We start from the raw sequence: 25,301 nt of genomic DNA on the forward strand, positions 1-25,301 counted from the left end.
AAAGGCGGCGCGGCCGACGAGCGGCGTGAGCAGGCTCGTCCTGCTCCGAGCCTGACGATTTCCCTCGGAAGCCGTGGGCTCAGTGCCGGGAGGCCGGTACCGGAGCGGGTTCAAGGGTGCTCCCGGCGACGATCCGGCTCCTGCCCGCCTCCCGGCGCTCCAGCAGGCCGGAGAGCACGGCCAGCACCAGGGCCGAGGCCGCCAGCGCGGCACCGACCCAGTTGGGGGCGGTGTAGCCGAGACCGGCGGCGATCACGAGACCGCCGAGCCACGCCGCGAGGGCATTGCCGAGGTTGAAGGCGCCGATGTTGACCGCGGAGGCCAGCGTCGGAGCACCGGCCGCCTGGTCGAGGACCCGCTTCTGCAGCGGGGGCACGGTCGCGAAGCCCAGGGCGCCGATGAGCACGATGGTGACGGCCGCGGCGATCTTGTCGTGGGCGGTCACGGTGAACAGGGCGAGGACCACGGCGAGCGTGCCGAGCGACACGTACAGCATGGGCATCAGGTGCCGGTCGGCGAACCTGCCGCCGATGAGGTTGCCGCCCACCATGCCGAGGCCGAAGAGGACGAGCAGCCAGGTGACGGACGCGGCCGACCAGCCGGCGGCCCCGGTCATCATCGGGGTGATGTAGGTGATCGCGGCGAAGACTCCGCCGAAGCCCAGAACGGTCATGGCCATCGCCAGCAGGACCTGGACGTTGCGGAACGCGGCCAGTTCGTGCCGGATGCGCACGCCTTCGGGCTTCGGCTGCTCCGGAACGAGCTTCGCGACGCCGAGCAGGCCCACGACGCCGAGCGCGGCGACAAGGAAGAACGTGGTCCGCCAGCCCGCGGACTGACCGATGAAGGTGCCGAGCGGAACCCCGACGACGTTCGCGACGGTGAGCCCGGTGAACATCATGGCGATGGCCCCGGCCTTCTTCTGCGGTGCGACCAGGCCGGCCGCGACCACCGAACCGATACCGAAGAAGGCGCCGTGGGCGAGGGAGGCGACCACCCGCCCGGCCAGCATCACGCCGAAAGCGGGGGCGAGCGCGGACACCGTATTGCCCACGATGAACAGCCCCATGAGCAGCATCAGCATGCGCTTGCGGGTGACGCGGGTGCCCAGCAACGTCATCAGCGGGGCTCCGAGGACGACACCGAGCGCATAGCCGGTGACCAGGTAGCCCGCGGCCGGGATCGAGACCTGGAAGTCACCGGCGACCTCGGGGAGCAGCCCCATGATCACGAACTCGGTCGTTCCGATCCCGAAGGCCCCGATGGCGAGGGCGAGGAGCGCGAGCGGCATGGGTGCCACCTTTCCTGAAGATTGCGCCTGCACTTAACAGGCGTCCACAATAATTGCAGACGCAAGTTAATTGCAAGCGCGGGCTATTGCAGATGTCCCCTATCCTGGGGTCACGCCGCTCCCGTCCGGAGGAGACAGACATGACAGCGACCGACCCGGCTCTGACCGCCATCGCCCAGAGCTGGTGTGCGCTCTCCCTGCTCCACGGGAAGATCGAGGCGCGGATCGAGCGGGCCCTCCAAGCCGGCCACGGGCTCAGCGCGCGCGAATACTCCCTGCTCGACGTGTTGAGCCGCCAGCACAACGGCCCCGGCGGGCATCTCCAGATGAAGCAGGTCGCCGACGCCGTCGTCCTCAGCCAGAGCGCCACGACCCGACTCGTCACCCGGCTCGAAGACCGAGGACTGCTCACCCGCTATCTGTGCGACACCGACCGCCGGGGCATCTACACCGATGTCACCGAGGCCGGACTCGCGCTGCTGCGGGAGGCCAGGCCGACCAACGAGCGAGCCCTGCGCGCGGCGCTGGACGAGGCAGCGGAGAATCCGGAGCTGTCCCCCCTGGTCAGGGCTGTGGAAGAGCTGAAGGTCCCGGTCTGATCCGCCAGGCGCTCACCGGCGGCGACCTAGGATGCCGATCATGAGTGATCTCGAGATACGCCCTGTCACCGCGGACGACCTCGCGTCGGTGGTCGCGATGCTCGCCGACGACCCGCTGGGCGCCCAGCGTGAGTCCCCGGACGACCTCACTCCCTACGAGGAAGCCCTCCAGCGGCTGACGGACGACCCGAACCAGCACGTGGTCGTCGCCGTCCGCGAGGGCCGTGTCGTCGGCACCCTGCAGCTGACCATCGTGCCGGGACTCTCCCGGCGGGGAGCCACTCGCTCGATCATCGAGGGCGTACGCATCCACGGCGATGAGCGCGGAAGCGGGCTCGGTACGCAGCTCATCCAGTGGGCGGTGGACGAGTCACGCCGCCAGGACTGCCGGCTGGTGCAGCTGACCTCCGACGTCACACGCGAGGACGCTCACCGCTTCTACGAGCGGCTCGGCTTCACCGCCAGCCACGTGGGCTTCAAGCTGGCCCTCTGAGCGAACCGGGAGGGGGTGGGTGTTTCACGTGAAACACCCACCCCCTCCCATCAGCACAGCTCGGGGATTCAGCCGCCGAGACCTCGCCAGCCCTCCGCGTCCACTCCGCCGGGAACGGCCGCCCCGGTCTCGTAGGGCTCCCGTGTGAAGACGAACGAGCCGAGGTCCAGGTGATCCACGGACTCGTCGTCCTTGCGCACCACGCGCAGCGTCTCTCCCGCGTAGTAGTCGTTCTGCCCCGTCCAGGTTCCGTCCGGCCGGTGAGTGAAGGTCGATCCGCGCCCCATGCCGCCCAGCGGCGTGAGCTGGAGGCCCCGGTCCGCTGCGAGCGACAACGTGAACGTCATGGTGCCCCAGTACCAGACACCGGTCAGCGCGAGCAGTTCGTCGTCCACGTCACGCAGGGGCCGCCAGGAATCGGGAATCCGGGGCTCGGCCTCGACGACGATGTTCAGAAGCTCGGCTGCCACCGTCGCGGCGGGCAGTCCCGAGGTCGCGTTCGCGAGGACGACCGCGGCCACGTCCTCCTCCTCGCACACCCAGAGGCCCGCGACGAACCCCGGAAGTGATCCCGAGTGTCCGAAGAGGACGCGTCCCTCGCCCCCGACGATCTGGAGCCCGAGACCGTAGCCACTGGCCCCCGCCTCCACCGGTGCGGCAGGCGTCCGCATCTCCCGTACGGAGGCGGCCGGGAGAACCCGGTCGTCCCCAGCGGTCAGGAACGCGGCGAAGCGCAGCAGATCCTCCGTGGTGGACCAGAGCTGGCCGGCCGGCGCCATGAGTCCGAGGTCTTCGACCGGTTCGCTCAGCAGGACGTCGGCCCAGGGATGCACGGCCCAGCCGCCCGCATGCGGCGCGACGGGATCGCTGGTCGTACGGTGCATGCCCAGTGGCTCCAGGATCTCGCGGCGCAGCGCCTCCTCCCAGGAGACGCCGCGCACCGCGGCGACCAGCGAGCCGAGCAGGGTGTAGCCCGGGTTGGAGTAGTGGTGACGGTGACCTGCCGGGTGCGGCTGCGGCCGGTCGCCCAGCACGTCAGCGATCCCGGGGCGCAGGTCCCCCGGCGTGCGCTCCCACCAGGGAGCCGGTGTCTCCGCCCCCAGCCCCGCGCTGTGGCACAGCAGTTGAAAGATGGTCACGTCGCCCACGCCCGTCCCGGGCAGGTGCTTCTCCAGAGGGTCGGCCAGATCGATCAGGCCCTCGTCGCGCAGCCGCAGGACCAGGACGGCCGTGAAGGTCTTGGTGATCGAGCCGATCCGGTACTGCGTGTCGGCGTCAGGACCATGGTCCTCGACACCCGTACGCGCCCCGCTCCAGGCCGTACGCCCCTCCCGGCGCACCGCGGCCACCAGAGACGGCGCCCGCCCGTCCCGCTGCGCCACGGCGATGCGGTGCGACAGAGCACGACGGGTACTGGGAAGCAGGTCTTCGCCGATTGAGGTCATGGCACCACCTCTATCCGACGGACCCCCCGGTTGACGAACGCATTTCGCCGGAGCCCGCCCGGCTCCCCCGGCGGAGTCTGCTTGAACGAGGGACTGCGGCCGCGTGCGCTCGCCGACCGGAGCCGTTACAGCTCAGCGCGCTCACAAGGTGTCGAGGAACTCGCGCACGGTCGATGCGGACTCCCCCGGGGCGGACGCATGCACGGCGTGGCCCGCAGGCAGTCCGACCAGCCGGGTGCGAGGGCGGCGTGCGGCCGTGCTCCTCGCGTGTTGGGCGGTGAGGACCGTACTGCGACGCCCACGGACGAGGAGGGCCGGGCAGCCGCCGGCCACCCAGACCTCCCCGTGGTTCCCGTCGAGCAGGCGTTGCGAGGCAGTCATGTCCCGCGGGTCGAATTCCAGGCCCCAGCCGTCCGGACAGGCCGACATGATGGGGCATCGGGGCCGCACGGAGCCGCGACGCTGACGGTGGGTGGCACACACGCGGGAAACAGGGTGCCCGTCGGGCCGCCCGCACCGTAGTCTCGCGGGGCGAGAGGCAGGTGTCGGTGGAGATCACGGTGCAGTGCGTCAGGACGTTCTGGACGAAGCGCTCCAGAGGCGGTGAGGCCGCCACCCTCAGGAACGCGGCACCGACCGGGTTCCCGTTGTCTCGGGTACCACCCTCCTGCGCCCAGGTCATCCGGATGTCCGAGGACGACGGTTTCGTACCGCGCGAGAGCGAGAAGCCCCTTCGTGAGGTCGCGCTCAGCCTGCGTATCGAGCGCGACCGGCTCCGGGTGCTGCCGCGTGTGGATCCGCTGTACGGTCTGCCACCACGCCGTCGGCGGCCGCCGGCCGTACATCTGCTGCCGGGCCAGTGGGTCCGTTGGCAGCTGAACTACCGGTTCAGCAGCGCCGCCGGGGTACGGGACTGGTCGTACTGGCTGGACACCTTCAACATCGCCCACGGTCCCGTGGCCCCGGACGTGTTCCTGTCGGAGCCGACCTTCCTGGTGGACGAGCGCGGCCCCGTCCGCTGACAGGCGCGGCCGACCGGGCCACCGGGCGGCCTCACGGTGGGAAGTGGCCACCACACGGGTTACCCGTCAGGTCTGGGCCATGTCCACGAAGCGGGAGTAGTGGCCCTGGAAGGCCACGGTGATGGTGGCCGTCGGGCCGTTACGGTGCTTGCCGACGATGATGTCGGCCTCGCCCGCTCGCGGTGACTCCTTCTCGTACGCGTCCTCGCGGTGCAGCAGGATGACCATGTCGGCGTCCTGCTCGATGGAGCCGGACTCTCGCAGGTCGGAGACCATCGGCTTCTTGTCCGTGCGCTGCTCGGGACCACGGTTCAGCTGCGAGAGCGCGATCACCGGCACCTCCAACTCCTTGGCCAGCAGCTTCAGGTTTCGCGACATGTCCGAGACCTCCTGCTGCCGGCTCTCGGAGCGCTTCGAACCGCCGGCCTGCATCAGCTGCAGGTAGTCGATGATCACGAGCTTGATGTCGTTGCGCTGCTTGAGACGGCGGCACTTCGCGCGGATCTCCATCATCGACAGGTTGGGGGAGTCGTCGATGTAGAGCGGGGCGGCCGAGACCTCGGGCATCCGGCGTGCGAGCCGCGTCCAGTCCTCGTCCGTCATGGTCCCGGATCTCATATGGTGCAGGGCCACCCGCGCCTCGGCCGACAGCAGACGCATCGCGATCTCGTTGCGCCCCATTTCGAGGGAGAAGATGACGCTGGGCAGGTTGTTCTTGATCGACGCGGCGCGGGCGAAGTCCAGCGCCAGGGTGGACTTGCCCATGGCGGGGCGGGCCGCGATGACGATCATCTGGCCGGGGTGCATCCCGTTCGTCAGGGCGTCGAGGTCCGTGAAACCTGTCGGCACACCGGTCATCTCGCCGCTGCGCGAGCCGATGGCCTCGATCTCGTCGAGCGCCCCTTCCATGATGTCGCCGAGGGGGAGGTAGTCCTCGCTGGTGCGCTGCTCGGTGACCGCGTAGATCTCCGCCTGCGCTGTGTTGACGATCTCGTCGACGTCCCCGTCCGCCGCGTATCCCATCTGCGTGATCTTCGTACCGGCCTCGACCAGTCGCCGGAGCACCGCCCGCTCGTGGACGATCTCCGCGTAGTACGAGGCGTTGGCCGCGGTCGGAACCGACTGCACCAGGGTGTGCAGATACGGTGCGCCGCCGACCTTGGTGATCTCGCCCCGCTTCACCAATTCGGCGGCGACCGTGATCGGGTCGGCCGGCTCGCCCTTGGCGTACAGGTCCAGGATCGCCGTGAAGACGGTCTCGTGGGCGGGACGGTAGAAGTCGTGCCCCTTGATGACCTCGACGACCTCGGCGATGGCGTCCTTGGACAGCAGCATGCCGCCGAGAACCGACTGCTCGGCGTCGAGGTCCTGGGGCGGCACCCGCTCGAATCCGGGAGCGCCGCCCTCCCACGCCTCGTCCGAGCCGCGGTCGTGACGGTCCTCGCGCCCCTTGCGGTCGCCGCGACGCTGGCGGGAGACAGGCAGACGGTCCCCGGGACCGGTATCGGTCCAGGGGTCGTCCAAAGGCTCCGGAATGCTCACCGGGCCGCCTCCTCCCGTCCGCGTCGCGGACCTAGCCGTGCCACTCTTTCTTACGTCACGGCACCGACAAACAGGTCGCCCGACTCCACTTCCGGCGCGTCTGGTTCGGAGGAATCCGGTGCCGGAACGGAGTGCGGGCGCCGCACCACGGTAGGCCCCTCCGCACCGTCAGCCAATCTGGTTATCCACAGGGCATGTGGATGACTGGCCAGATGCTGTGGAGAACCCGGCCGAACCTGTGCACGGACCGGGGGACAGCACTGTGGACAAACTCATAGCACCAGCGGCACAACCCATCTGACCTGCACTTTCCCCATCCACGGACTGTGGGGGAGAAAAACTTTCACCTTCCTTTCAAGATCACCGCGCAGGGCGAGACAAGGAAGCCCAGCCCACCACGAAAGTAAGGACCAGTAGCGGATTGCATCTCTTACCTGTGGAAGATTAGATTGACCTCCATGAACCAGGCTTCCGCGCCCCCGAAGAACGGTCGTCGACGGCATGACCGCGAGATCATCGCTCTCGCCGTCCCGGCGTTCGGCGCGCTGGTCGCCGAGCCCTTGTTCGTCATGGTCGACAGCGCCGTCGTCGGCCACCTCGGTACCCCGCAACTGGCCGGCCTCGGCATCGCCGCAGCCCTCCTGATGACCGCTGTGAGCATCTTCGTCTTCCTCGCCTACGCGACCACGGCCGCCGTGGCCCGCCGGGTCGGGGCGGGCGACCTCCCCGCCGCGATCCGCCAGGGCATGGACGGCATCTGGCTGGCCCTGCTGCTCGGAGCAGCCGTGGTCGCCGCGGCACTGCCGGCCGCGCCCTGGCTCGTCGACGTGTTCGGCGCGTCGGACACCGCGGCTCCGTACGCCATCACCTACCTGAGGATCTCCGTCCTCGGCATCCCGGCCATGCTCGTCGTGCTCGCCGCCACCGGCGTGCTGCGCGGGCTCCAGGACACCCGGACCCCCTTGTACGTGGCCATCGGCGGTTTCACGGCGAACGCCATCCTCAATGTGTCCCTCGTGTACGGTGCCGGGCTCGGCATCGCCGGGTCCGCCTGGGGAACGGTGATTGCCCAGGCCGCCATGGCCGCCGCCTACCTCTTCGTGGTGATCCGCGGTGCACGGAAGCACGGCGCCTCTCTACGGCCCGACGCTGCCGGCATCAGGGCCAGCGCCCGGGCGGGCGTCCCTCTGCTGATCCGCACGTTGTCGCTGCGGGCCGTCCTGATGATCGCCACCGCCGTCGCCGCCCGCCTTGGGGACGTCGACATCGCCGCACACCAGATCATCCTCTCCCTCTGGAGCCTGACCGCCTTCGCCCTCGATGCCATCGCCATCGCAGGACAGGCGATCATCGGACGCTACCTGGGGGCGGGCGACGAGAAGGGCGCGCGAGAGGCGTGCCGCCGTATGGTCGAGTGGGGCATCGGCTGCGGCATCGTGCTCGGTGCCCTGATCGTGCTCGCCCGCCCCCTGTTCATCCCGCTCTTCACGAGCGACCCCTCCGTGAAGGACGCCCTGCTCCCCGCCCTCCTGGTGGTGGCCGTCTCCCAGCCGATCGCCGGCGTGGTCTTCGTCCTGGACGGTGTGTTGATGGGAGCCGGCGACGGTCGCTATCTCGCCTGGGCGATGCTCGTGACCCTGGCCGTCTTCGCTCCCGTCGCGCTCCTGGTGCCCACCCTCGGCGGCGGGCTCACCGCCCTCTGGTGGGCGATGACGCTGATGATGGCCGTCCGCCTCATCACGCTCTGGGTACGTACGCGGTCGGGGCGGTGGATCGTCACCGGTGCCACGCGCTGACGGCATCGGGCGAGCGTCCTGTTTCACGTGAAACAGGACGCTCGTTTCACGTGAAACACAATGAAGGGCCGCACCCGGTGGGTGCGGCCCTTCATTAGCTCTGCTGAGCTCTGCCCTTAGGCGGCAACGACCTCGACGCCGAGGTTCGCAGCGACCTCGGGGTGCAGGCGGACGGACACCTGGTGCCCGCCGAGCGTCTTGATCGGCGAACCGAGCTCGACGCGACGCTTGTCGACGTCGGGACCACCGGCAGCCTTGATCGCCGAGGCGATGTCGGCCGGGGTCACGGAGCCGAAGAGACGGCCGGCGTCGCCGGAGCGAACAGCCAGACGGACCTTCACGCCCTCGAGCTTGGCCTTGATCTCGTTGGCCTGCTCGATCGTCGCGATCTCGTGGATCTTGCGGGCGCGGCGGATCTGCGCCACGTCCTTCTCGCCGCCCTTGGTCCAGCGGATGGCGAAGCCACGCGGGACCAGGTAGTTACGGGCGTACCCGTCCTTGACGTCGACGACGTCGCCGGCGGCACCGAGGCCGGAGACCTCGTGGGTGAGGATGATCTTCATGCTGTTGTCACCCTTCCCTTATCGCGCGGTGGACGTGTAGGGCAGCAGCGCCATCTCACGGCTGTTCTTGACTGCCGTGGCGACGTCACGCTGGTGCTGCGTGCAGTTGCCGGTGACGCGGCGGGCACGGATCTTGCCGCGGTCGGAAATGAACTTCCGCAGCATGTTCGTGTCCTTGTAGTCCACGTACTGGGTCTTGTCCTTGCAGAACGCGCAGACCTTCTTCTTAGGCTTGCGCACAGGCGGCTTCGCCATGGTGTTTCTCCTGTGTGATCAAGAAGTGGGGGTACGAGCAGCCCTAGAAGGGAGGCTCGTCCGAGTAGCCGCCGCCGGAGGAGGAGCCGCCGGAACCGCCGGAGCTTCCGCCCCAGCCACCCCCGCCGCCCTGCTGTCCCCCGCCCTGGCCGCCGGTCGCCCACGGGTCGTCGGCGGGTGCACCGCCGCCGCCCTGCTGGCCGCCACCGGGACCGCCGCCCCAGTTGCCGCCACCCTGCTGGCCGCCGCCGTATCCACCCTGACCGCCCTGGCCACCGCGACCGGTGGTCTTGGTGACCTTGGCCGTGGCGTTCTTGAGGCTGGGGCCGACTTCCTCGACGTCCAGCTCGTAGACCGTGCGCTTGACGCCCTCACGGTCCTCGTACGACCGCTGCTTCAGCCGGCCCTGCACGACGACGCGCATGCCTCGCTGGAGCGATTCCGCGACGTTCTCCGCCGCCTGACGCCAGACCGAGCAGGTGAGGAACAGGCCCTCGCCGTCCTTCCACTCATTGGTCTGACGGTCGAAGATGCGGGGAGTGGACGCGACACGGAACTTCGCGACCGCCGCACCGGACGGGGTGAAGCGCAGCTCGGGGTCGTCGACGAGATTGCCGACGACCGTGATGACGGTCTCGCCTGCCATGGGTGAACCTCTCGGCGGGGATTGCTTCTGGCTGCTTGCTGCTACTCGGACCCGAAAACCGCTGAGCTAGATGCTCAGTGGGCTTCGGGACGGAGGACCTTGGTCCGGAGGACCGACTCGTTCAGGTTCATCTGGCGGTCGAGCTCCTTGACGACCGCAGGCTCGGCCTGCAGGTCGATGACCGAGTAGATGCCCTCGGGCTTCTTCTTGATCTCGTAGGCGAGCCGACGACGGCCCCAGGTGTCGACCTTCTCCACCTTTCCGTTGCCCTCACGGACGACGGAGAGGAAGTTCTCGATCAGCGGGGAGACTGCTCGCTCCTCGAGATCGGGGTCGAGGATGACCATCACCTCGTAGTGACGCATGTGGAACCCACCTCCTTTGGACTCAGCGGCCACGGTCGTTCCGTGGCAGGAGGGTCGTGATGCGTGATGCAACGGTGTTCCCGAGGAGAACACCCCGCACTGACGATTCCGCTCCCGAACGATCCCGGGTCGGGGGTTCGGGGAGGGGCTCGCCGTGCTGGCCTGGGCAGACACCGGTGCAGACCGTACAGACTACCCGTAGACCGGCCTCCGGTTGAAATCAGGAGCTCAGAGGGCACAATCGAGACAGATGCGGTGTGAGAGGCGCGACACCCGCCAGCGCGGGAGCGCCGGATTCGCCCGCCCACCCGTCCGGCCAGGAGGTACTCCATGGCACAGACCATCCGCCCCGCAGGATCCCGGTCCGTGACCGGCCGTCCGGCCACCGGCTCGCTCTTCGCCACGGACGGCAGGCCGCACCCCGTCCAGGACGTCCTGATGGTGGTGACCGGGGTGCTCGGCATCCTCGCCTTCGTCACGGCGATGTTCCACCACCTGCACCTGATCAGCTCCTGGGCCGGGCTCGTCGGGATTCTGACCGGCATCTACGGCCAGTACATCTCGAAGACCACCTGGGAGAGGTTCGGCCTGATCATGGGGATCGGCGCCTCCGCGGTCGGCTTCTACCTCGGCATGGCCCACGGCGGCCTCTTCGGCGGCGTGATCACCTGACCGGAGCACCGGCCGCCGACCAGGCCGAAGCACGGGCCGGTACGGACGCCCAGGCGCGCCCGTACCGGCCCTCCGCGCTTTCCGGCCCCCCGGGGCCAGGCCGGGCGGGCGCGGCTCACAGTAGGCTTCGGCGCGAGAGCCGGAGCCCCTGACCGATGGGGACACACCTGCCGAGGAGCGCCCCGCATGAGCCTGACCCTGAGGACCATCAGCCGAGAGCAGCATCTGGCGTACATCCAGAGTCTGCCCTCGGCCAGTCACTGCCAGGTTCCGGCATGGGCCGACGTGAAGTCCGAATGGCGTTCGGAGAACCTGGGCTGGTTCGACCGGGAGGGCCGGCTGGTCGGCGCGGGCCTCGTCCTGTACCGCCAGCTGCCCAAGATCAAGCGCTACCTGGCGTACCTCCCCGAGGGCCCGGTCATCAACTGGTACGCGCCGAACCTGGACGACTGGCTCCAGCCGATGCTCGCCCACCTCAAGCAGCAGGGCGCCTTCTCCGTGAAGATGGGCCCCCCTGTGGTCATCCGCCGCTGGGACGCGGCGGCCATCAAGTCCGGCATCCAGGACCCGGACGTGAAGCGCCTGCGCGACGTCGAGGCCACCCACATCGAGCCGCGCGCCTTCGAGGTCTCCGACCGGCTGCGGAAGATGGGCTGGCAGCAGGGCGAGGACGGCGGCGCCGGCTTCGGCGACGTACAGCCCCGCTACGTCTTCCAGGTGCCGCTGGCCAACCGCTCCCTGGAGGACGTCCTCAAGGGCTTCAACCAGCTGTGGCGCCGCAACATCAAGAAGGCCGACAAGGCCGGCGTCGAGGTCGTCCAGGGCGGCTACGAGGACCTGGCCGAATGGCAGCGGCTGTACGAGATCACCGCCGTGCGCGACCGCTTCCGGCCGCGACCGCTCTCGTACTTCCAGCGCATGTGGACCGTCCTCAACTCCGAGGACCCCAACCGGATGCGGCTCTACTTCGCCCGGCACAACGGCGTGAACCTCTCCGCGGCCACGATGCTCGTCGTCGGCGGGCACGTCTGGTACTCCTACGGCGCCTCCGACAACATCGGCCGCGAGGTCCGGCCGTCCAACGCCATGCAGTGGCGCATGCTGCGCGACAGCTACGCGATGGGCGCCACCGTCTACGACCTGCGCGGGATCAGCGACTCGCTGGACGAGACCGATCACCTCTTCGGCCTGATCCAGTTCAAGGTCGGCACCGGCGGCGAGGCCGTCGAGTACGTCGGCGAGTGGGACTTCCCCCTCAACAAGCTGCTCCACAAGGCGCTCGACATCTACATGTCGCGCCGCTGACCCGCTCCACCGCGCCCTTCGGGCGCACCCTCGTTCGTTCCTGATTCACCGCAGCCACCAGAAAGGTTCCGGGCCGGCCATGGCGCTCTCCCTCTACGTCGACACCGCGCGCTGGCGGGCGCACCAGAAGTCCGTGATCGACCAGTTCCCCGGGCTCGTGCCCGTCTGCAAGGGCAACGGTTACGGCTTCGGCCATGAGCGTCTCGCGGACGAGACGATCCGCTTCGGGGCCGACACCCTCGCGGTCGGAACGACCTACGAAGCGGCCCGGATCAAGGACTGGTTCAGCGGCGACCTGCTCGTCCTGACCCCGTTCCGTCGCGGCGAGGAGCCCGTGCCGCTTCCGGACCGTGTCATCCGGTCCGTCTCCTCCGTGGACGGCGTACACGCCCTGGTGGGGGCGCGGGTCGTCATCGAGTGCATGAGCTCGATGAAGCGGCACGGCGTCAAGGAGGAGGAGCTCGGACAGCTGCACGCGGCGATCGAGGACGTACGGCTCGAAGGCTTCGCCCTGCACCTGCCGCTGGACCGCACCGACGGCTCCGACGCCGTCGAGGAGGTCATAGGCTGGATGGACCGGCTGCGGGCGGCCCGGCTGCCGCTGCACACCATGTTCGTCAGCCACCTGCGCGCCGAGGAGCTGGCCCGGCTCCAGCAGCAGTTCCCGCAGACCCTCTTCCGCGCCCGGATCGGCACCCGGCTCTGGCTCGGCGACCACGAGGCCACCGAGTACCGGGGCGCCGTCCTGGACGTCACTCCCGTCGTCAAGGGAGACCGGTTCGGCTACCGCCAGCAGAAGGCCGCCTCCGACGGCTGGCTGGTCGTCGTGGCAGGCGGCACGTCGCACGGCGTCGGCCTGGAAGCGCCCAAGGCGCTGCACGGCGTGATGCCGCGGGCCAAGGGCGTCGCCCGCGCGGGCCTGGCCACGGTCAACCGCAACCTGTCGCCGTTCGTCTGGGCGGGCAAGCAGCGCTGGTTCGCCGAGCCGCCGCACATGCAGGTGTCGATCCTGTTCGTGCCGTCCGACGCGCAGGAACCGCGGGTCGGGGACGAGCTCGTCGCCCACCTGCGCCACACCACCACGCAGTACGACCGGCTCGTCGACCGCTGAGCCCCCGGGCGCGGCCGGCAGCGGCCGCGCCCGGACATGGTCAGCCGTCCCGGGTGGGCGCCGCTCCCCACTCGACCTGGGGCCCGGTGACCGCCGGAGCGGAGTGCGGGGACGCATGGGCCTCGGGTGCCAGTACGAACGCGTCCGGAGCCCCGTCGAGAACACCGCCCGACGGGTCGTCCGACCCGTCCGCCCGCACCGGGTCCTTCTCCGGCCGGAGAATGTCCCGGACGATCAGCGCGCACAGGTACAGCGTTCCCAGCAGGTGCAGGGCGACCGCGACCTGATAGCCCTCCTGCGGCAGCCCCTGGTGCTTGTCGCCGCCGCTGGTGTAGGCGAGGTAGAACCAGATCCCGAGGAAGTACATGACCTCGCATGCCTGCCAGATCAGGAAGTCGCGCCAGCGCGGACGGGCCAGGGCGGCCAGCGGAATCAGCCAGAGCACGTACTGCGGTGAGTAGACCTTGTTCGTCAGGATGAACGCGGCGACCACCAGGAACGCCAGCTGGGCGAAACGGGGCCTGCGGGCCGCGGACAGCGCGAGCCCCGCGATGCCGGCACAGAACACGACCATCAGGACGACCGACGCCGTGTTGACCGTCTCCACGTCGATGGGCTTGCCGGTGCGCTGCGTGATGACCAGCCAGAACGACCCGAAGTCGATGGGCCGCTCCTGGCTGAAGGTGTAGAACTTCCGCCACCCCTCGGGGGCGAAGACCATCACCGGAAGGTTCACCACCAGCCAGGCCGCGCCCGCGCCCAGCAGCGCCGTCCCGAACTCGCGCCATCGGCCCGCCCGCCAGCAGAGCACCAGGAGCGGGCCGAGCAGCAGCACGGGGTAGAGCTTGGCGGCCGTGGCCAGGCCGATGAGCACACCGAACGCGAGCACCCGGCTCCGGGACCACATGAGCATCGCCGCGGCTGTCAGAGCGACAGCCAGCAGATCCCAGTTGATGGTCGCGGTGAGGACGAACGCGGGGGCCAGCGCGACCAGGAGCCCGTCCCAGGGACGTCGGCGGTGCGTACGGACGGTGCACACGGCGACGACGACCGCGCAGACCATCAGCATGGCCGCGTTGACCATCCAGTACATCTGCTCGCGCTGCTGGATGGGGTCGCTGTCGGGTGTCAGCGTCAGCCAGGACGCCACCTGCATGAACGCCCCGGTCAGCACCGGGTACTCCAGGTACTGCATGTCGCCGCTCAGCCGGTCGAAGTACGGCACGAGCCCGTCGGCGAACCCCCGCCCCAGGAAGAGGTGCGGAATGTCGGAGTAGCAGGCGTGCGTGTACTGCGAGGTGGCGCCGCGGAACCACGCCCATTCGTAGCAGGGGATCTTCTGCACCATGCCGAGGGCGAACATGCCGATCGTGACCAGCGCGACGACGCGCACGGGCGTGAGCGGGCCGTCGCCCAGTCGCGCCCAGCGCCCGGCCCTGCCGCCGAACAGTTCGCTGCCGGCCGCCGCGACCTCGTCCTGGTCGGCGGGCCGCACGATGGTCCGTCCCTGGTCCACTCTCGTCTCTTCCGCGCTGGGGCTTGGCATGCCGCACATCCTGCCGTACGGGGCGGTGCGCGGGGCAAGGGCCGCTCCGGGAGGCCGTGGGGGAGGGCCGATGCCGTACGTGCTTCCGGAACGCGGCGAGGGCCGCCGCACCCGGGTGGGTGCGGCGGCCCTCGCCGCCGTGCTGGATCGGCCGATGGATTCCGGTCCGATGATCCTGCTAGCCGTTGTTGCCCCAGATCGTGCCGCCCCCGCCGGGGTTGCCGGTCGCTCCCTGAGTACCCGCGGTGTCTCCGCCGCCGCCGTCGGCCCCGGCGTTCTGGCCGCCGCCGTCGGCCCCGGCGTTCTGGCCGCCGCCGTCGGCCCCGGCGTTCTGGCCACCGCCGTCGACCCCGGCGTTCTGGCCACCGTTCGCCTCATGGCAGGTCGGGTCGAAGATGCTGCAGCTCTTGGTCGGCGTCGGAGAGGGCGGGGGGCTCGGGGTGGTCTGCGTCGGCGTCGGGGTCGGCGAGGTCTCCTCGGAGGGCGTTGCCGACGGCGTGGGGCTGGGCGTCGGGCTGGGGCTGACCGCCCCACCGCCCCACACGACGTCGCCCAGGTCCTGCGGCTCCGGGAAGGAGACGGCCTTCTTGCCCTTCATCGCCTGGGTCATGTAGTCGTGCCAGATGGAGGCCGGGAACGAGTTTCCGTGGATCTTCTTCTCGCCACCCGTGCCGAACATCTCCTCGAACTTGCGCTTCGTGTTCGACTCGTCGTCGTCGAGCCGGAACATGCTGATGGCGGTCGAGATCTGCGGCGTGTACCCGACGAACCAGGCGGAGCGGTTGCCGTCGGTCGTACCGGTCTTGCCGGCGGCCTCACGGCCTTCCAGGCGGGCGGGCTTGCCCGTCCCGTTCTCCACGACGTTCTTCAGAACGTCGGTGACGTTGTCGGCGATGGCCGCGCTGAAGGCGCGCTTGGGCCGCTTCTTGTGCTGGAAGACGACCTCGCCTTCGCGCTTGACCTCGGTCACCGAGTACGTGTCGTTCTGCCGGCCGCTGGTGGCGAACGTGGAATAGGCGCCCGCCATACGGATGGCACTGGGCGACGAGGTGCCGATGGAGAACGAGGGGACGGACGAGTCCGCCATGAAGGTGTCGTTCTTCAGACCGGCGGCGACGGCGACGTCCTTGACCTTGTCGGTACCGACGTCCATGCCGAGCTGCACGAACGGGGAGTTCGCGGACTGCTCCATGGCCTCGCGCAGGTCGATCTCACCGTGGTCGTGGTTGCCGTCGTTGGTCTGGCGCCACTCGTTGTTGTCCTTGTCCAGCCAGATCTTGCCGGTGTAGTCCTTGATCCGCACACCGTCGTCCCCGTTGTAGATGCTCTTGGGCGAGATCTTGGTGCGCTGGGACTCGTTCTGCTCCGGGGGGCCGGAAGGATCGCGCACGCCGTACTGCATCGCCGCCGCCAGCACGAACGGCTTCCACGTCGAACCGACCTGGGCGCCGGTGGCGTCGGCGTTGTTCGTGAAGTGCGTCGTGGCGTCCTGGCCGCCGTACGTGGCGATGATGGCCCCGGTCTTCGCATCCACGGACGCCCCGCCGAACTCGACGTGCGTGTCCGTCTTGGGACGCTCCTCGGGGCGGATCTTGGCCTTGTAGACCTTCTTCACCGCCGCTTCGAGCTGGTCCACCTGCTTCTTCTGGAAGGTGGTGTGGATTTCGAAGCCGCCCAGTTCGAGGTCCTTGGCGGTGATTTTCTTGTCGTTGTTGGCGAGGAAGTACTTCTTGGCGAGCTCGACCAGGTAGCCGGTCTGACCGCCCAGCTTGGCGTCCTTCTTCGGCTTCAGCGGCTCCGGGAACTTCGTGTACTTGGCGCGCTCCTGAGCCGTCATCCGCTTGTCCTTGACCTGCTCGTCAAGGATCCACTTCCAGCGCTCCTCCGCCCGCTTCCTGTTCTTCGCCGGCGTCGCGTTCTCCTTGTCGATGTCGAGGGCACCGGCAGGGTCGTAGTAGCTCGCGCCCTTCAGCAAGGTGGCCAGGAACGCGCACTCGCTCGCGTTCAGCTCACCGGCGTCCTTGTTGTAGTACGTGCGCGCCGCCGCCTGCAGCCCGGAAGCCCCGCGTCCGTAGTAGGAGACGTTGAGGTAGCCCGCCATCACCTCTTCCTTCTTCATCTCACCGCCCACCTTCAGCGTGATGAAGAGCTCCTTGAACTTGCGGGTGAGGGTCTGGTCCTGGGTAAGCATCGAGTTCTTGACGTACTGCTGGGTGATGGTCGAACCACCCTGGGTCTCGCCGCCGGTCGCCATGTTGAACAGAGCTCGGCCGATGCCCATGGGGTCGATGCCCCGGTCGGTATTGAAGCTCTTGTTCTCCGCCGAGATCACGGCGTTGCGCATGGCTTCCGGGATCTGCTCGTACTTGAGCTCCTGGCGGTTGACCGCGCCGCCCGTCGCCACCATCTGCGTGTTGTCTGCCCAGTAGTAGACGTTGTTCTGCGCCTTGGCGGTCTTGCTGACTTCAGGCGGCACCACCAAGGCGTACGCGATGCCCCCGATGCCCATCAGCAGCGCGAGGAAGCCCAGGCAGAGTCCCGACACCAGCTTCCACGAGGGCAGCCAGCGACGGAACCCGTACCTGCCGTGGCGCGGGTAGTCGATGAAACGCTTCTTGCCGGGGCGGCCCTCGTCGTGCCCCCGGCCTCCGGAACCACCGGGGCCACCGCCGCCACGCCGACGGCCTCCGCCGCCCGTGCCGTGCCCTCCGGCGTCGGCGCCGCGGCGCCGTCCGCCCCTCTGGGCGGCCCGCCGTGCCTCGGCGCGGCTCCCGTACTGGCGCTCCTCGCCGGACGGTCCGAATGACGATTCGGAAGGTGATTCCGAAGACACCCTGCGTGACGGGCCTGATCGGCGTCCGGTCGACTGCTGGGCGGCTCGTCTGGCCGCGGCACGCCCGCCACCCTGTGGCTGAGGCGATTTGCGACGGTGCTCGCTCATGGAACGACTACTCCTCGGGCAGGCGAGAGCGCCTGGAAGCGGCAGTTGAGATCCGGTCCCCCCGAATAACGGACAAGCCGCTGCGGGAGGCTCATCCGCAGTGCATCCGGCAGTCCGCGATGACTGACGCGCGTCAGCGCCTCGCGGTTCCCGGTGGTCTGCATGCCGCACAGACTACGCACGGTCAAAACCCGCCTAGGGCCGAACTTCACCCCAAACAACGCAAGTCGAACCCTGGGAATTGTCGATGTGACACCGCTCACGAAGGTCACCCTTGTCGAAGACGACGGACAGATCTATCGTGCTGATGTATCGAGTCGATACATCAGCACGGCATAGGTACATCGGTGGCGCCGGTTGACCATGCCGACGAAGGCAGCGGGAGGAGGGGGAGGCACGGGTGAGCAGACGCTCCGGCATCCTCGAATTCGCCGTTCTCGGCCTGCTCCGCGAGTCGCCGATGCACGGCTATGAGCTGCGCAAACGTCTCAACACCTCACTGGGGATCTTCCGTGCGTTCAGTTACGGGACCCTCTACCCCTGCCTCAAGACGCTGGTGGCCAGCGGCTGGTTGATCGAGGAACCGGTCGGCGATCCAGCCGACTCGGCATCGGCCGCAGGGCGTTCGGCCTCTGCCTCCTCCTCACTGACGGGACGCCGGGCGAAGATCGTCTACCGGTTGACGGCAGAAGGTAAGGAGCACTTCGAGGAGCTGTTGTCGCACACAGGTCCGGACGCCTGGGAGGACGAGCACTTCGCAGCCCGCTTCGCCTTCTTCGGCCAGACCGAACGCGACGTGCGGATGCGTGTTCTCGAAGGCCGGCGCAGTCGGCTGGAGGAGCGCCTGGAGAAGATGCGCGCCTCTCTCGCCCGCACCCGTGAACGACTCGACGACTACACACTTGAGCTGCAGCGGCACGGCATGGAGTCCGTGGAGCGCGAAGTGCGCTGGCTGAACGAGCTCATCGAGAGCGAGCGGTCGGGACGGGATCGGCGACGATCCTCGTCCGAGGGCTCTGCTCAGCAGGACACACCTGGAGAGACGGGCGGCCTGCCCCGGCACCGGGACGACGTCCCGCCGGATCCGTCCGACGACACCGCCAAGTGAAGTCGTCGCACTCCGCGGCGACTTCATCGGAAACACCGATTACACAGGGAGCAACCGGAATGGGTTCGGTTCGCGTAGCCATCGTAGGCGTGGGCAACTGCGCCGCCTCGCTGGTGCAGGGCGTCGAGTACTACAAGGACGCCGATCCGGCCGGCAAGGTGCCCGGCCTGATGCACGTTCAGTTCGGCGATTACCACGTCAGCGACGTCGAGTTCGTCGCCGCCTTCGACGTCGACGCGAAGAAGGTCGGCCTCGACCTGGCGGACGCCATCGGTGCCAGCGAGAACAACACCATCAAGATCGCGGACGTGCCGAGCACCGGCGTGACCGTCCAGCGCGGTCACACCCACGACGGGCTCGGCAAGTACTACCGCGCGACGATCGAGGAGTCCGCGGACGCCCCGGTCGACGTCGTCCAGGTCCTGAAGGACAAGCAGGTCGACGTTCTCGTCTGCTACCTGCCCGTCGGTTCCGAGGTCGCCGCGAAGTTCTACGCGCAGTGCGCCATCGACGCCAAGGTCGCGTTCGTCAACGCTCTCCCGGTCTTCATCGCCGGCACCAAGGAGTGGGCGGACAAGTTCACCGAGGCCGGTGTCCCGATCGTCGGCGACGACATCAAGTCCCAGGTGGGCGCCACCATCACGCACCGCGTGATGGCGAAGCTCTTCGAGGACCGCGGTGTCATCCTGGACCGCACGATGCAGCTGAACGTCGGCGGCAACATGGACTTCAAGAACATGCTCGAGCGCGAGCGCCTGGAGTCCAAGAAGATCTCGAAGACGCAGGCCGTCACCTCGCAGATCCGTGACCGCGAGCTCGGCGAGGACAACGTCCACATCGGCCCCTCGGACTACGTGGCCTGGCTGGACGACCGCAAGTGGGCGTACGTGCGCCTTGAGGGCCGTGCCTTCGGCGACGTTCCGCTGAACCTGGAGTACAAGCTCGAGGTGTGGGACTCCCCGAACTCGGCCGGTGTCATCATCGACGCCGTCCGTGCGGCGAAGATCGCCAAGGACCGCGGCGTCGGCGGCCCCATTCTCTCGGCCAGCAGCTACTTCATGAAGTCGCCGCCGGTGCAGTACTTCGACGACGAGGCCCGCGAGAACGTCGAGAAGTTCATCAAGGGCGAGACGGAGCGCTGATCCGGCCGACTCGGCCGACAGCCTCACCGGAGCGCTGAGCGGAACACGTTCACCTCTTCCTGCCGCACCTCGGGGGTCCCGGGCAATCCGCCCGCGGGCCCCCGACGTGTGTGACGCTTGATCCCATGTCTGTCGCGCGTGACCTGCGCACCCTGCTGCGCCTGCGGAACTTCCGCCGCCTGCTCACCGTGCGGCTCCTGTCCCAGTCCGCCGACGGCGTCTACCAGGTCGCGCTCGCCGCCTACGTGGTCTTCTCCCCGGAGAAGCAGGCGACGGCGTCCGCCGTCGCGTCCGCCATGGCTGTACTCCTGCTGCCCTACTCACTGATCGGGCCCTTCGCCGGGGTACTGCTGGACCGCTGGCCCCGACGCCAGGTCTTCCTCTACGGGAACCTCCTGCGGGCCGCCCTGGCCTGCTCCACGGCGCTGCTGATGCTCGCCGCGGTGCCCGACTGGCTCTTCTACGTCTCGGCCCTCTGCGTCACCGCCGTCAACCGGTTCGTCCTGGCCGGCCTCTCCGCCGCTCTGCCCCGGGTCGTGGACGAGGACCGACTCGTCGTCGCCAATTCCCTCTCCCCGACCGCAGGCACCCTGGCGGCGACCGCTGGAGGGGGTCTCGCCTTCGTCGTACGGCTGGTGGCCGACGAATCCGACGCGGCGGTCGTCCTGCTGGGTTCGACGCTCTACCTCCTGTCCGCCCTGGCATCCCTGCGCCTGCCCCGCACTCTGCTGGGACCGGACACCGACGCGAACCCCCTGCGCGTGCGGACCGCACTGGCCGTCACCGCACGCGGGCTGGCCTCCGGGCTACGGCATCTCGCACAACGGAGCAGCGCGGCCCGCGCCCTGGCCGCGATGACCGTGATCCGTTTCTGCTACGGCGCGCTCACCGTGACGGTGCTCATGCTGTGCCGCTACGCCTGGTCGGACACCGAGTCCGAAGGGCTGGCCCTGCTCGGCCTGGCGGTCGGAGCCTCAGGGGCGGGCTTCTTCGTCGCCGCCGTCGTCACCCCGTGGGCGGTGGAGAGGCTGGGCCGGTACGGATGGATCGTGGGGTGCGCGGGGTCGGCGGCGGTCCTCGTCCCGGCCCTGGGCCTGTCGTTCGCCCCGGTTCCCATGGTGATCGCCGCGTTCGTGCTCGGCGTCGTGACACAGGGATCGAAGATCGCGACCGACACCGTGGTGCAGACCTCGGTCGACGATTCCTTCCGCGGTCGGGTCTTCTCGCTCTACGACGTGCTCTTCAACGTCGCTTTCGTGGGCGCCGCCGGTGCGGCAGCCCTGATGCTCCCCCCGGACGGCAGATCGGCCCTGGTCATCGTGGTTGTCTCGGTGCTGTACGCGGCGGTCGCGGTGACGATGTTCCGACGCCGTCGAGCGGACATCCACCGCTAGCCGACAGAGGAGGGGAGGGGCGCTGTTTCACGTGAAACAGCGCCCCTCCCCCTTTTCGACGCCACGTCCAGCCACGATGTTTCACGTGAAACCTCGTCCCGCCACGCTCAGCCCTGCTGCGCCCACCACTCCTTGAGCGCGGCGACCGCGTCGTCCCGCTCCATGGGCCCGTTCTCCAGCCTCAGCTCCAGCAGGAACCCGTACGCCTTGCCGATCACCGGGCCGGGACCGACCTCCAGGATCTGCATGATCTCGTTGCCGTCCAGGTCGGGGCGGATCGAGTCGAGCTCCTCCTGCTCCTGGAGCAGGGCGATGCGCTCCTCCAGACCGTCATACGTGCGGGAGAGCGCGTTGGCCTTGCGCTTGTTCCGGGTCGTGCAGTCCGACCGGGTCAGCTTGTGGAGACGTTCGAGCAGTGGCCCGGCGTCACGCACATACCGGCGTACCGCGGAGTCGGTCCACTCCCCGTCCCCGTATCCGTGGAACCGCAAGTGCAGCTCCACCAGTCTCGACACGTCCTTGACCAGCTCGTTGGAGTACTTGAGCGCGAGCATGCGCTTCTTGGTCATCTTCGCGCCCACCACTTCGTGGTGGTGGAAGGAGACACGGCCGTCCTTCTCGAAGCGGCGGGTCCGGGGCTTGCCGATGTCATGGAGGAGCGCGGCCAGGCGCAGGACGAGGTCGGGCCCGTCCTGCTCCAGATCGATGGCCTGCTCCAGGACGGTCAGCGAGTGCTCGTAGACGTCCTTGTGCCGGTGATGCTCGTCACTCTCCAGCCGCAGCGCGGGAAGCTCCGGCAGCACGTGGGCCGCCAGTCCGGTGTCGACCAGGATCCCCAGGCCCTTGCGCGGATGCCGGGAGAGCAGCAGTTTGTTCAGTTCGTCGCGGACCCGCTCGGCGGAGACGATCTCGATCCGCGCGGCCATCTCCGTCATCGCGGAGAGGACGTCGGGGGCGACCTCGAAGTCGAGTTGGGCGGCGAACCGGGCAGCGCGCAGCATCCGCAGCGGATCGTCGGAGAAGGACGCCTCAGGCGTGCCGGGGGTACGCAGGACACGGGCGGCGAGGTCGTCCCGCCCTCCGTACGGATCGACGAACTCCGTCCCCGGCAGCGCCACGGCCATCGCGTTGACCGTGAAGTCGCGGCGCACGAGGTCGTCCTCGATGGAGTCGCCGTAGGAGACCTCCGGCTTGCGCGAGGTCCGGTCGTACGCCTCCGACCGATAGGTCGTGATCTCGATCTGGTAGCCGTCCTTCTGGGAGCCGACGGTGCCGAAGGCGATTCCGACCTCCCACACCGAGTCGGCCCACGGACGGACGATCTTGAGTACGTCCTCCGGGCGGGCGTCGGTGGTGAAGTCCAGGTCGTTTCCGAGCCGGCCCAGCAATGCGTCGCGAACCGACCCACCGACCAGCGCGAGACCGAATCCGGCCTGCTGGAATCGGCGGGCGAGGTCGTCGGCTACCGGGGACACCCTCAGCAGCTCACTCACCGCATGGTGCTGCACATGGTTCAGTGCACTGGCGTTCTCTTCGTTGGCGTTCGGCACAACAGAAAAGGGTACGTGCACGGGCCGACGGCGGCGTCACCGTCCGCTGGGCCCTGCGTCGCGCCCGCGATCATGGACGGCGGACCGCAGCACTCCGGCCCGCCGCACCTCGTTACCATGCGTGGACGCAAGGCCGAACGATCGACAGCATCTGACGACGACGAGAGACGGGTAGGCGCGTGGCGGAGGCGGCAGACTTTCAGGGGACTCGTCCCTCTCCTGCCCGCCGGTGGCTCCGGCGCACGGCCTCAGCGGTACTGGGAGCGCCGCTCCTGGCCGGCCTGCTGACCGTTCCGGCCGTCGCCGCGCCGGCCGCCGAGCCGGCCAAGGCCTCCACCGGCTCCCGTACGGTCGATGTGTCGCTGAACACCCTCTCCCCGAGTGTCCCCTCGAAGGACGACACCCTGACCGTCTCCGGAACGCTCACCAACAAGGGCAAGGAGGCGATCAGCGACGCCGAGGTCGATCTGCGGGTAGGCCCCCGTCTCACCGGCCGGGGCGAGGTCGACGACGCCGCCAAGCGCTCCACGTATGTTCCCGGCGTCGACCCGGCCACCGTGGGGGACACGTACACGCTGGAGATTCCCCGGCTTGCCCGGGGGATCAGTCAGGACTTCACGCTCACCGTCCCGGTCGACAAGCTGGGCCTCGACGACCCGGGCGTCTACCAGCTCGGCGTCTCGGTCTCCGGCCGCACGGAGCGCGCCGGCGAGCAGGTACTCGGCATCAAGCGCACGTTCCTGCCCTGGCAGCCCGAAGCGAGCGACAGCAGGACGAAGCTGACCTTCCTCTGGCCGCTGATCTCCTCGCCCCATGTCACGGCGGAGACCCGTTCGGACGTCCAGCAGACTCCGGTCTTCGCCAACGACGACCTGGCGAAGGAGCTGGCGCCGGGTGGCCGGCTGGAGCAGATGGTGTCCCTGGGCAGTCGCCTCCCGGTGACCTGGGTCATCGACCCGGACCTCCTGGCGAGCGTCGCGGCGATGGCGGGGAAGTACGAGATCGCGTCGGGGGACGAGACCGTCCCGGGCAAGAACCAGGCCGTCGCCAAGCAGTGGCTCAGCGCTCTGGAGAAGGTGGTGGAGGACGGCAAGGTGATCGCCCTGCCGTTCGCCGATCCCGATCTGGCGTCCATCGCCCACCGCGGCAAGAACGTCTCCGGGACTCTCAGCCATCTGCAGAACGCCTCCACCGTGGCCGCGACCACCGTGGAGACCATCCTCCACGTGAAGCCGTCCACCGATTTCGCCTGGCCCGTGAACGGCGCCGTCGATTCGTCCATCGTCGATGTGGCGACCTCGGCCGGCGCGCACAACGTGATCGCCCGCAGCGACAGCTTCCGCGAGACCTCGGACCTTCCGTACACGCCGACCGCGGCGCGGCCGATCGGCGGGGGTACCACCGCGGTCGTCGCGGACGCCCGGCTGTCGACCCTCTTCAACGGCGACATGTCGAGGGCGGGCGCCTCCACCCTGGCCGTGCAGAAGTTCCTCGCCCAGACCCTCGCGCTGACCGAGCAGGCACCGGACGACGAGCGCAGCATCGTCGTGGCACCACCCCGAATGCCCACCGCCGCGCAGGCCCAGACGATGGCCCGCGCGCTGGACGCCCTGTCGGGCAACCGCTGGACCCAGCCCCTCGACCTCGTGGCGGCCTCCGAGGCCAAGCCCGACCCGCGGGCCACCACCAAGCTGCCCCGTCGATCCGCCTACCCGAAGAAGCTCCGCGCCCGGGAACTGCCCACCCAGGCGTTCCAGGACATCCGCACGATCCAGGGTTCGCTCGACACCTTCGAGACGATCCTGACGCAGCCCGACCGCGTGGTGACGCCCTTCGGCAACGCCGTGAACCGCTCGATGTCGACGTCCTGGCGCGATCAGCCCGTGGAGGCGCGCCAGTACCGCACGACGGTCCACAGATACTTGAAGAGCCTCACCTCCGAGGTACAGCTCATCAAGAAGTCCGACGTGACCCTCTCCGGGCGCAGCGCGACCATTCCGGTCACCGTGCAGAACCAGCTGGTGCAGGGCGTGGACCGCCTGGTCCTCCGGCTGACGTCGGACAACATCCGGCTCAAGTTCAACGACGACGGGTCCCGGACCGAGCTGCCCATCAGCATCGCCGGCGGCCACAGCCAGTCGGTGAAGTTCGACACGACGACCAGCGCCAACGGACGCGCCCAGGTGACCGCCCGGCTGTTCACGGAGGACGGCACCCCGTACGGCGAGGAGATGACCTTCACCGTGAAGGTCTCCGAGGTGACGCCGACCGTCCTGCTCGTCATCGCCGGCGGCTTGCTGCTCCTGGTGCTGGCAGGCATCAGGATGTACACCCATCGCAAGCGCGCCGCGGCAGGCGACACGGCGAACGGTGACGGTGACGGACCCGAGCAGCCGAGTGACCCGACTCCGGACACCGGTCCGGAAAGCGGGGACCCTTCGGAAACGGGTGAGAAAGTGGACCGTTGAGCGATGTCTGTCGTGGCCGGTCGGCCGGGGACGATGAGGTAGGGGTT

At 68.8% G+C, this 25,301-nt stretch carries 21 protein-coding genes; 11 read left to right on the forward strand and 10 right to left on the reverse strand.

Translation table 11 applies throughout. The features are described 5' to 3' along the window. Positions 1–79: 79 nt before the first annotated feature. Positions 80–1,291 carry an MFS transporter gene (locus IF19_RS0119360; RefSeq protein WP_030115087.1) on the reverse strand — a complete coding sequence of 404 codons (1,212 nt, stop codon included), beginning with the start codon at positions 1,289–1,291 and terminating at the stop codon, positions 80–82. A gap of 140 nt (positions 1,292–1,431) precedes the next feature. Here IF19_RS0119360 and IF19_RS0119365 point away from each other — a divergent pair, with 140 nt between their 5' ends. Together IF19_RS0119365 and IF19_RS0119370 are read left to right on the forward strand one after the other, a co-directional pair. After that, a complete protein-coding gene (locus IF19_RS0119365) occupies positions 1,432–1,890 on the forward strand; it encodes a MarR family winged helix-turn-helix transcriptional regulator (protein WP_030115088.1) in 459 nt (152 codons plus the stop codon). A 40-nt stretch (positions 1,891–1,930) separates the two neighbouring features. Continuing rightward, complete coding sequence (locus IF19_RS0119370; RefSeq protein WP_030115089.1) at positions 1,931–2,383, forward strand: GNAT family N-acetyltransferase; 453 nt, start codon at positions 1,931–1,933, stop codon at positions 2,381–2,383. A gap of 68 nt (positions 2,384–2,451) precedes the next feature. On the opposite strand, the gene IF19_RS0119375 is transcribed toward IF19_RS0119370, so the two are convergent. Further along, positions 2,452–3,828: a serine hydrolase domain-containing protein gene (locus IF19_RS0119375; protein ID WP_030115090.1), complete on the reverse strand. Its 1,377-nt coding sequence runs from the start codon at positions 3,826–3,828 to the stop codon at positions 2,452–2,454. A gap of 548 nt (positions 3,829–4,376) precedes the next feature. Between IF19_RS0119375 and IF19_RS0119385 the strand changes: the two genes are divergently transcribed. Then, a complete protein-coding gene (locus tag IF19_RS0119385) occupies positions 4,377–4,850 on the forward strand; it encodes a hypothetical protein (RefSeq protein ID WP_030115092.1) in 474 nt (157 codons plus the stop codon). A gap of 66 nt (positions 4,851–4,916) precedes the next feature. Here the strand turns inward: IF19_RS0119385 and dnaB are convergent, their stop codons facing one another. Continuing rightward, positions 4,917–6,392 carry a replicative DNA helicase gene (gene dnaB / locus IF19_RS0119390; protein ID WP_030115093.1) on the reverse strand — a complete coding sequence of 492 codons (1,476 nt, stop codon included), beginning with the start codon at positions 6,390–6,392 and terminating at the stop codon, positions 4,917–4,919. A 458-nt stretch (positions 6,393–6,850) separates the two neighbouring features. Here dnaB and IF19_RS0119395 point away from each other — a divergent pair, with 458 nt between their 5' ends. Continuing rightward, entirely contained in the window at positions 6,851–8,188 is a 1,338-nt protein-coding gene (locus IF19_RS0119395; RefSeq protein ID WP_030115094.1) for an MATE family efflux transporter, read from the forward strand. A 116-nt stretch (positions 8,189–8,304) separates the two neighbouring features. Here IF19_RS0119395 and rplI read toward each other — a convergent pair whose 3' ends face one another. The 4 genes from rplI to rpsF form a co-directional block, all read right to left on the reverse strand. Next, a complete protein-coding gene (gene rplI / locus IF19_RS0119400) occupies positions 8,305–8,751 on the reverse strand; it encodes a 50S ribosomal protein L9 (RefSeq protein WP_030115095.1) in 447 nt (148 codons plus the stop codon). A gap of 18 nt (positions 8,752–8,769) precedes the next feature. After that, complete coding sequence (gene rpsR / locus IF19_RS0119405) at positions 8,770–9,006, reverse strand: 30S ribosomal protein S18 (protein WP_003967857.1); 237 nt, start codon at positions 9,004–9,006, stop codon at positions 8,770–8,772. 43 nt (positions 9,007–9,049) lie between these two features. Continuing rightward, the gene (locus IF19_RS0119410) at positions 9,050–9,652 is read right to left on the reverse strand and encodes a single-stranded DNA-binding protein (RefSeq protein ID WP_030115096.1); all 603 of its coding nucleotides are present in this window, start codon (positions 9,650–9,652) and stop codon (positions 9,050–9,052) included. A 74-nt stretch (positions 9,653–9,726) separates the two neighbouring features. After that, a complete protein-coding gene (rpsF, locus tag IF19_RS0119415) occupies positions 9,727–10,017 on the reverse strand; it encodes a 30S ribosomal protein S6 (protein ID WP_030115097.1) in 291 nt (96 codons plus the stop codon). A gap of 330 nt (positions 10,018–10,347) precedes the next feature. Here rpsF and IF19_RS0119420 point away from each other — a divergent pair, with 330 nt between their 5' ends. The 3 genes from IF19_RS0119420 (at position 10,348) to IF19_RS0119430 (ending at position 13,105) form a co-directional block, all read left to right on the forward strand. Continuing rightward, positions 10,348–10,689, forward strand: coding sequence for a hypothetical protein (locus tag IF19_RS0119420; protein WP_030115098.1), 342 nt, complete (start codon positions 10,348–10,350; stop codon positions 10,687–10,689). Positions 10,690–10,875: 186 nt separating this feature from the next. Then, on the forward strand, positions 10,876–11,994 hold the full coding sequence (locus tag IF19_RS0119425; protein WP_030115099.1) for a lipid II:glycine glycyltransferase FemX: 1,119 nt from the start codon (positions 10,876–10,878) through the stop codon (positions 11,992–11,994). A gap of 79 nt (positions 11,995–12,073) precedes the next feature. Beyond that, positions 12,074–13,105 carry an alanine racemase gene (locus IF19_RS0119430; protein ID WP_030115100.1) on the forward strand — a complete coding sequence of 344 codons (1,032 nt, stop codon included), beginning with the start codon at positions 12,074–12,076 and terminating at the stop codon, positions 13,103–13,105. Between the two features lie 40 nt (positions 13,106–13,145). Here the strand turns inward: IF19_RS0119430 and IF19_RS0119435 are convergent, their stop codons facing one another. Together IF19_RS0119435 and IF19_RS0119440 are read right to left on the reverse strand one after the other, a co-directional pair. Beyond that, the gene (locus tag IF19_RS0119435) at positions 13,146–14,660 is read right to left on the reverse strand and encodes a glycosyltransferase family 87 protein (RefSeq protein WP_169748531.1); all 1,515 of its coding nucleotides are present in this window, start codon (positions 14,658–14,660) and stop codon (positions 13,146–13,148) included. Between the two features lie 169 nt (positions 14,661–14,829). Next, complete coding sequence (locus IF19_RS0119440; protein WP_078581012.1) at positions 14,830–17,592, reverse strand: transglycosylase domain-containing protein; 2,763 nt, start codon at positions 17,590–17,592, stop codon at positions 14,830–14,832. A 400-nt stretch (positions 17,593–17,992) separates the two neighbouring features. Here IF19_RS0119440 and IF19_RS0119450 point away from each other — a divergent pair, with 400 nt between their 5' ends. The 3 genes from IF19_RS0119450 to IF19_RS0119460 all read left to right on the forward strand — a co-directional run bounded on the left by IF19_RS0119450 (position 17,993) and on the right by IF19_RS0119460 (position 21,236). Then, a complete protein-coding gene (locus IF19_RS0119450) occupies positions 17,993–18,700 on the forward strand; it encodes a PadR family transcriptional regulator (protein WP_030115103.1) in 708 nt (235 codons plus the stop codon). A gap of 59 nt (positions 18,701–18,759) precedes the next feature. Then, complete coding sequence (locus IF19_RS0119455) at positions 18,760–19,842, forward strand: inositol-3-phosphate synthase (RefSeq protein WP_030115104.1); 1,083 nt, start codon at positions 18,760–18,762, stop codon at positions 19,840–19,842. 125 nt (positions 19,843–19,967) lie between these two features. Continuing rightward, positions 19,968–21,236 carry an MFS transporter gene (locus IF19_RS0119460; RefSeq protein WP_030115105.1) on the forward strand — a complete coding sequence of 423 codons (1,269 nt, stop codon included), beginning with the start codon at positions 19,968–19,970 and terminating at the stop codon, positions 21,234–21,236. 107 nt (positions 21,237–21,343) lie between these two features. Here IF19_RS0119460 and IF19_RS0119465 read toward each other — a convergent pair whose 3' ends face one another. Beyond that, entirely contained in the window at positions 21,344–22,786 is a 1,443-nt protein-coding gene (locus tag IF19_RS0119465) for a CCA tRNA nucleotidyltransferase (protein WP_030115106.1), read from the reverse strand. Positions 22,787–22,965: 179 nt separating this feature from the next. Here IF19_RS0119465 and IF19_RS0119470 point away from each other — a divergent pair, with 179 nt between their 5' ends. Next, positions 22,966–25,254, forward strand: coding sequence for a DUF6049 family protein (locus IF19_RS0119470; protein ID WP_030115107.1), 2,289 nt, complete (start codon positions 22,966–22,968; stop codon positions 25,252–25,254). Positions 25,255–25,301 lie beyond the last annotated feature (47 nt).

Source organism: Streptomyces californicus, from assembly GCF_000717645.1.
Taxonomy (GTDB): domain Bacteria; phylum Actinomycetota; class Actinomycetes; order Streptomycetales; family Streptomycetaceae; genus Streptomyces; species Streptomyces californicus.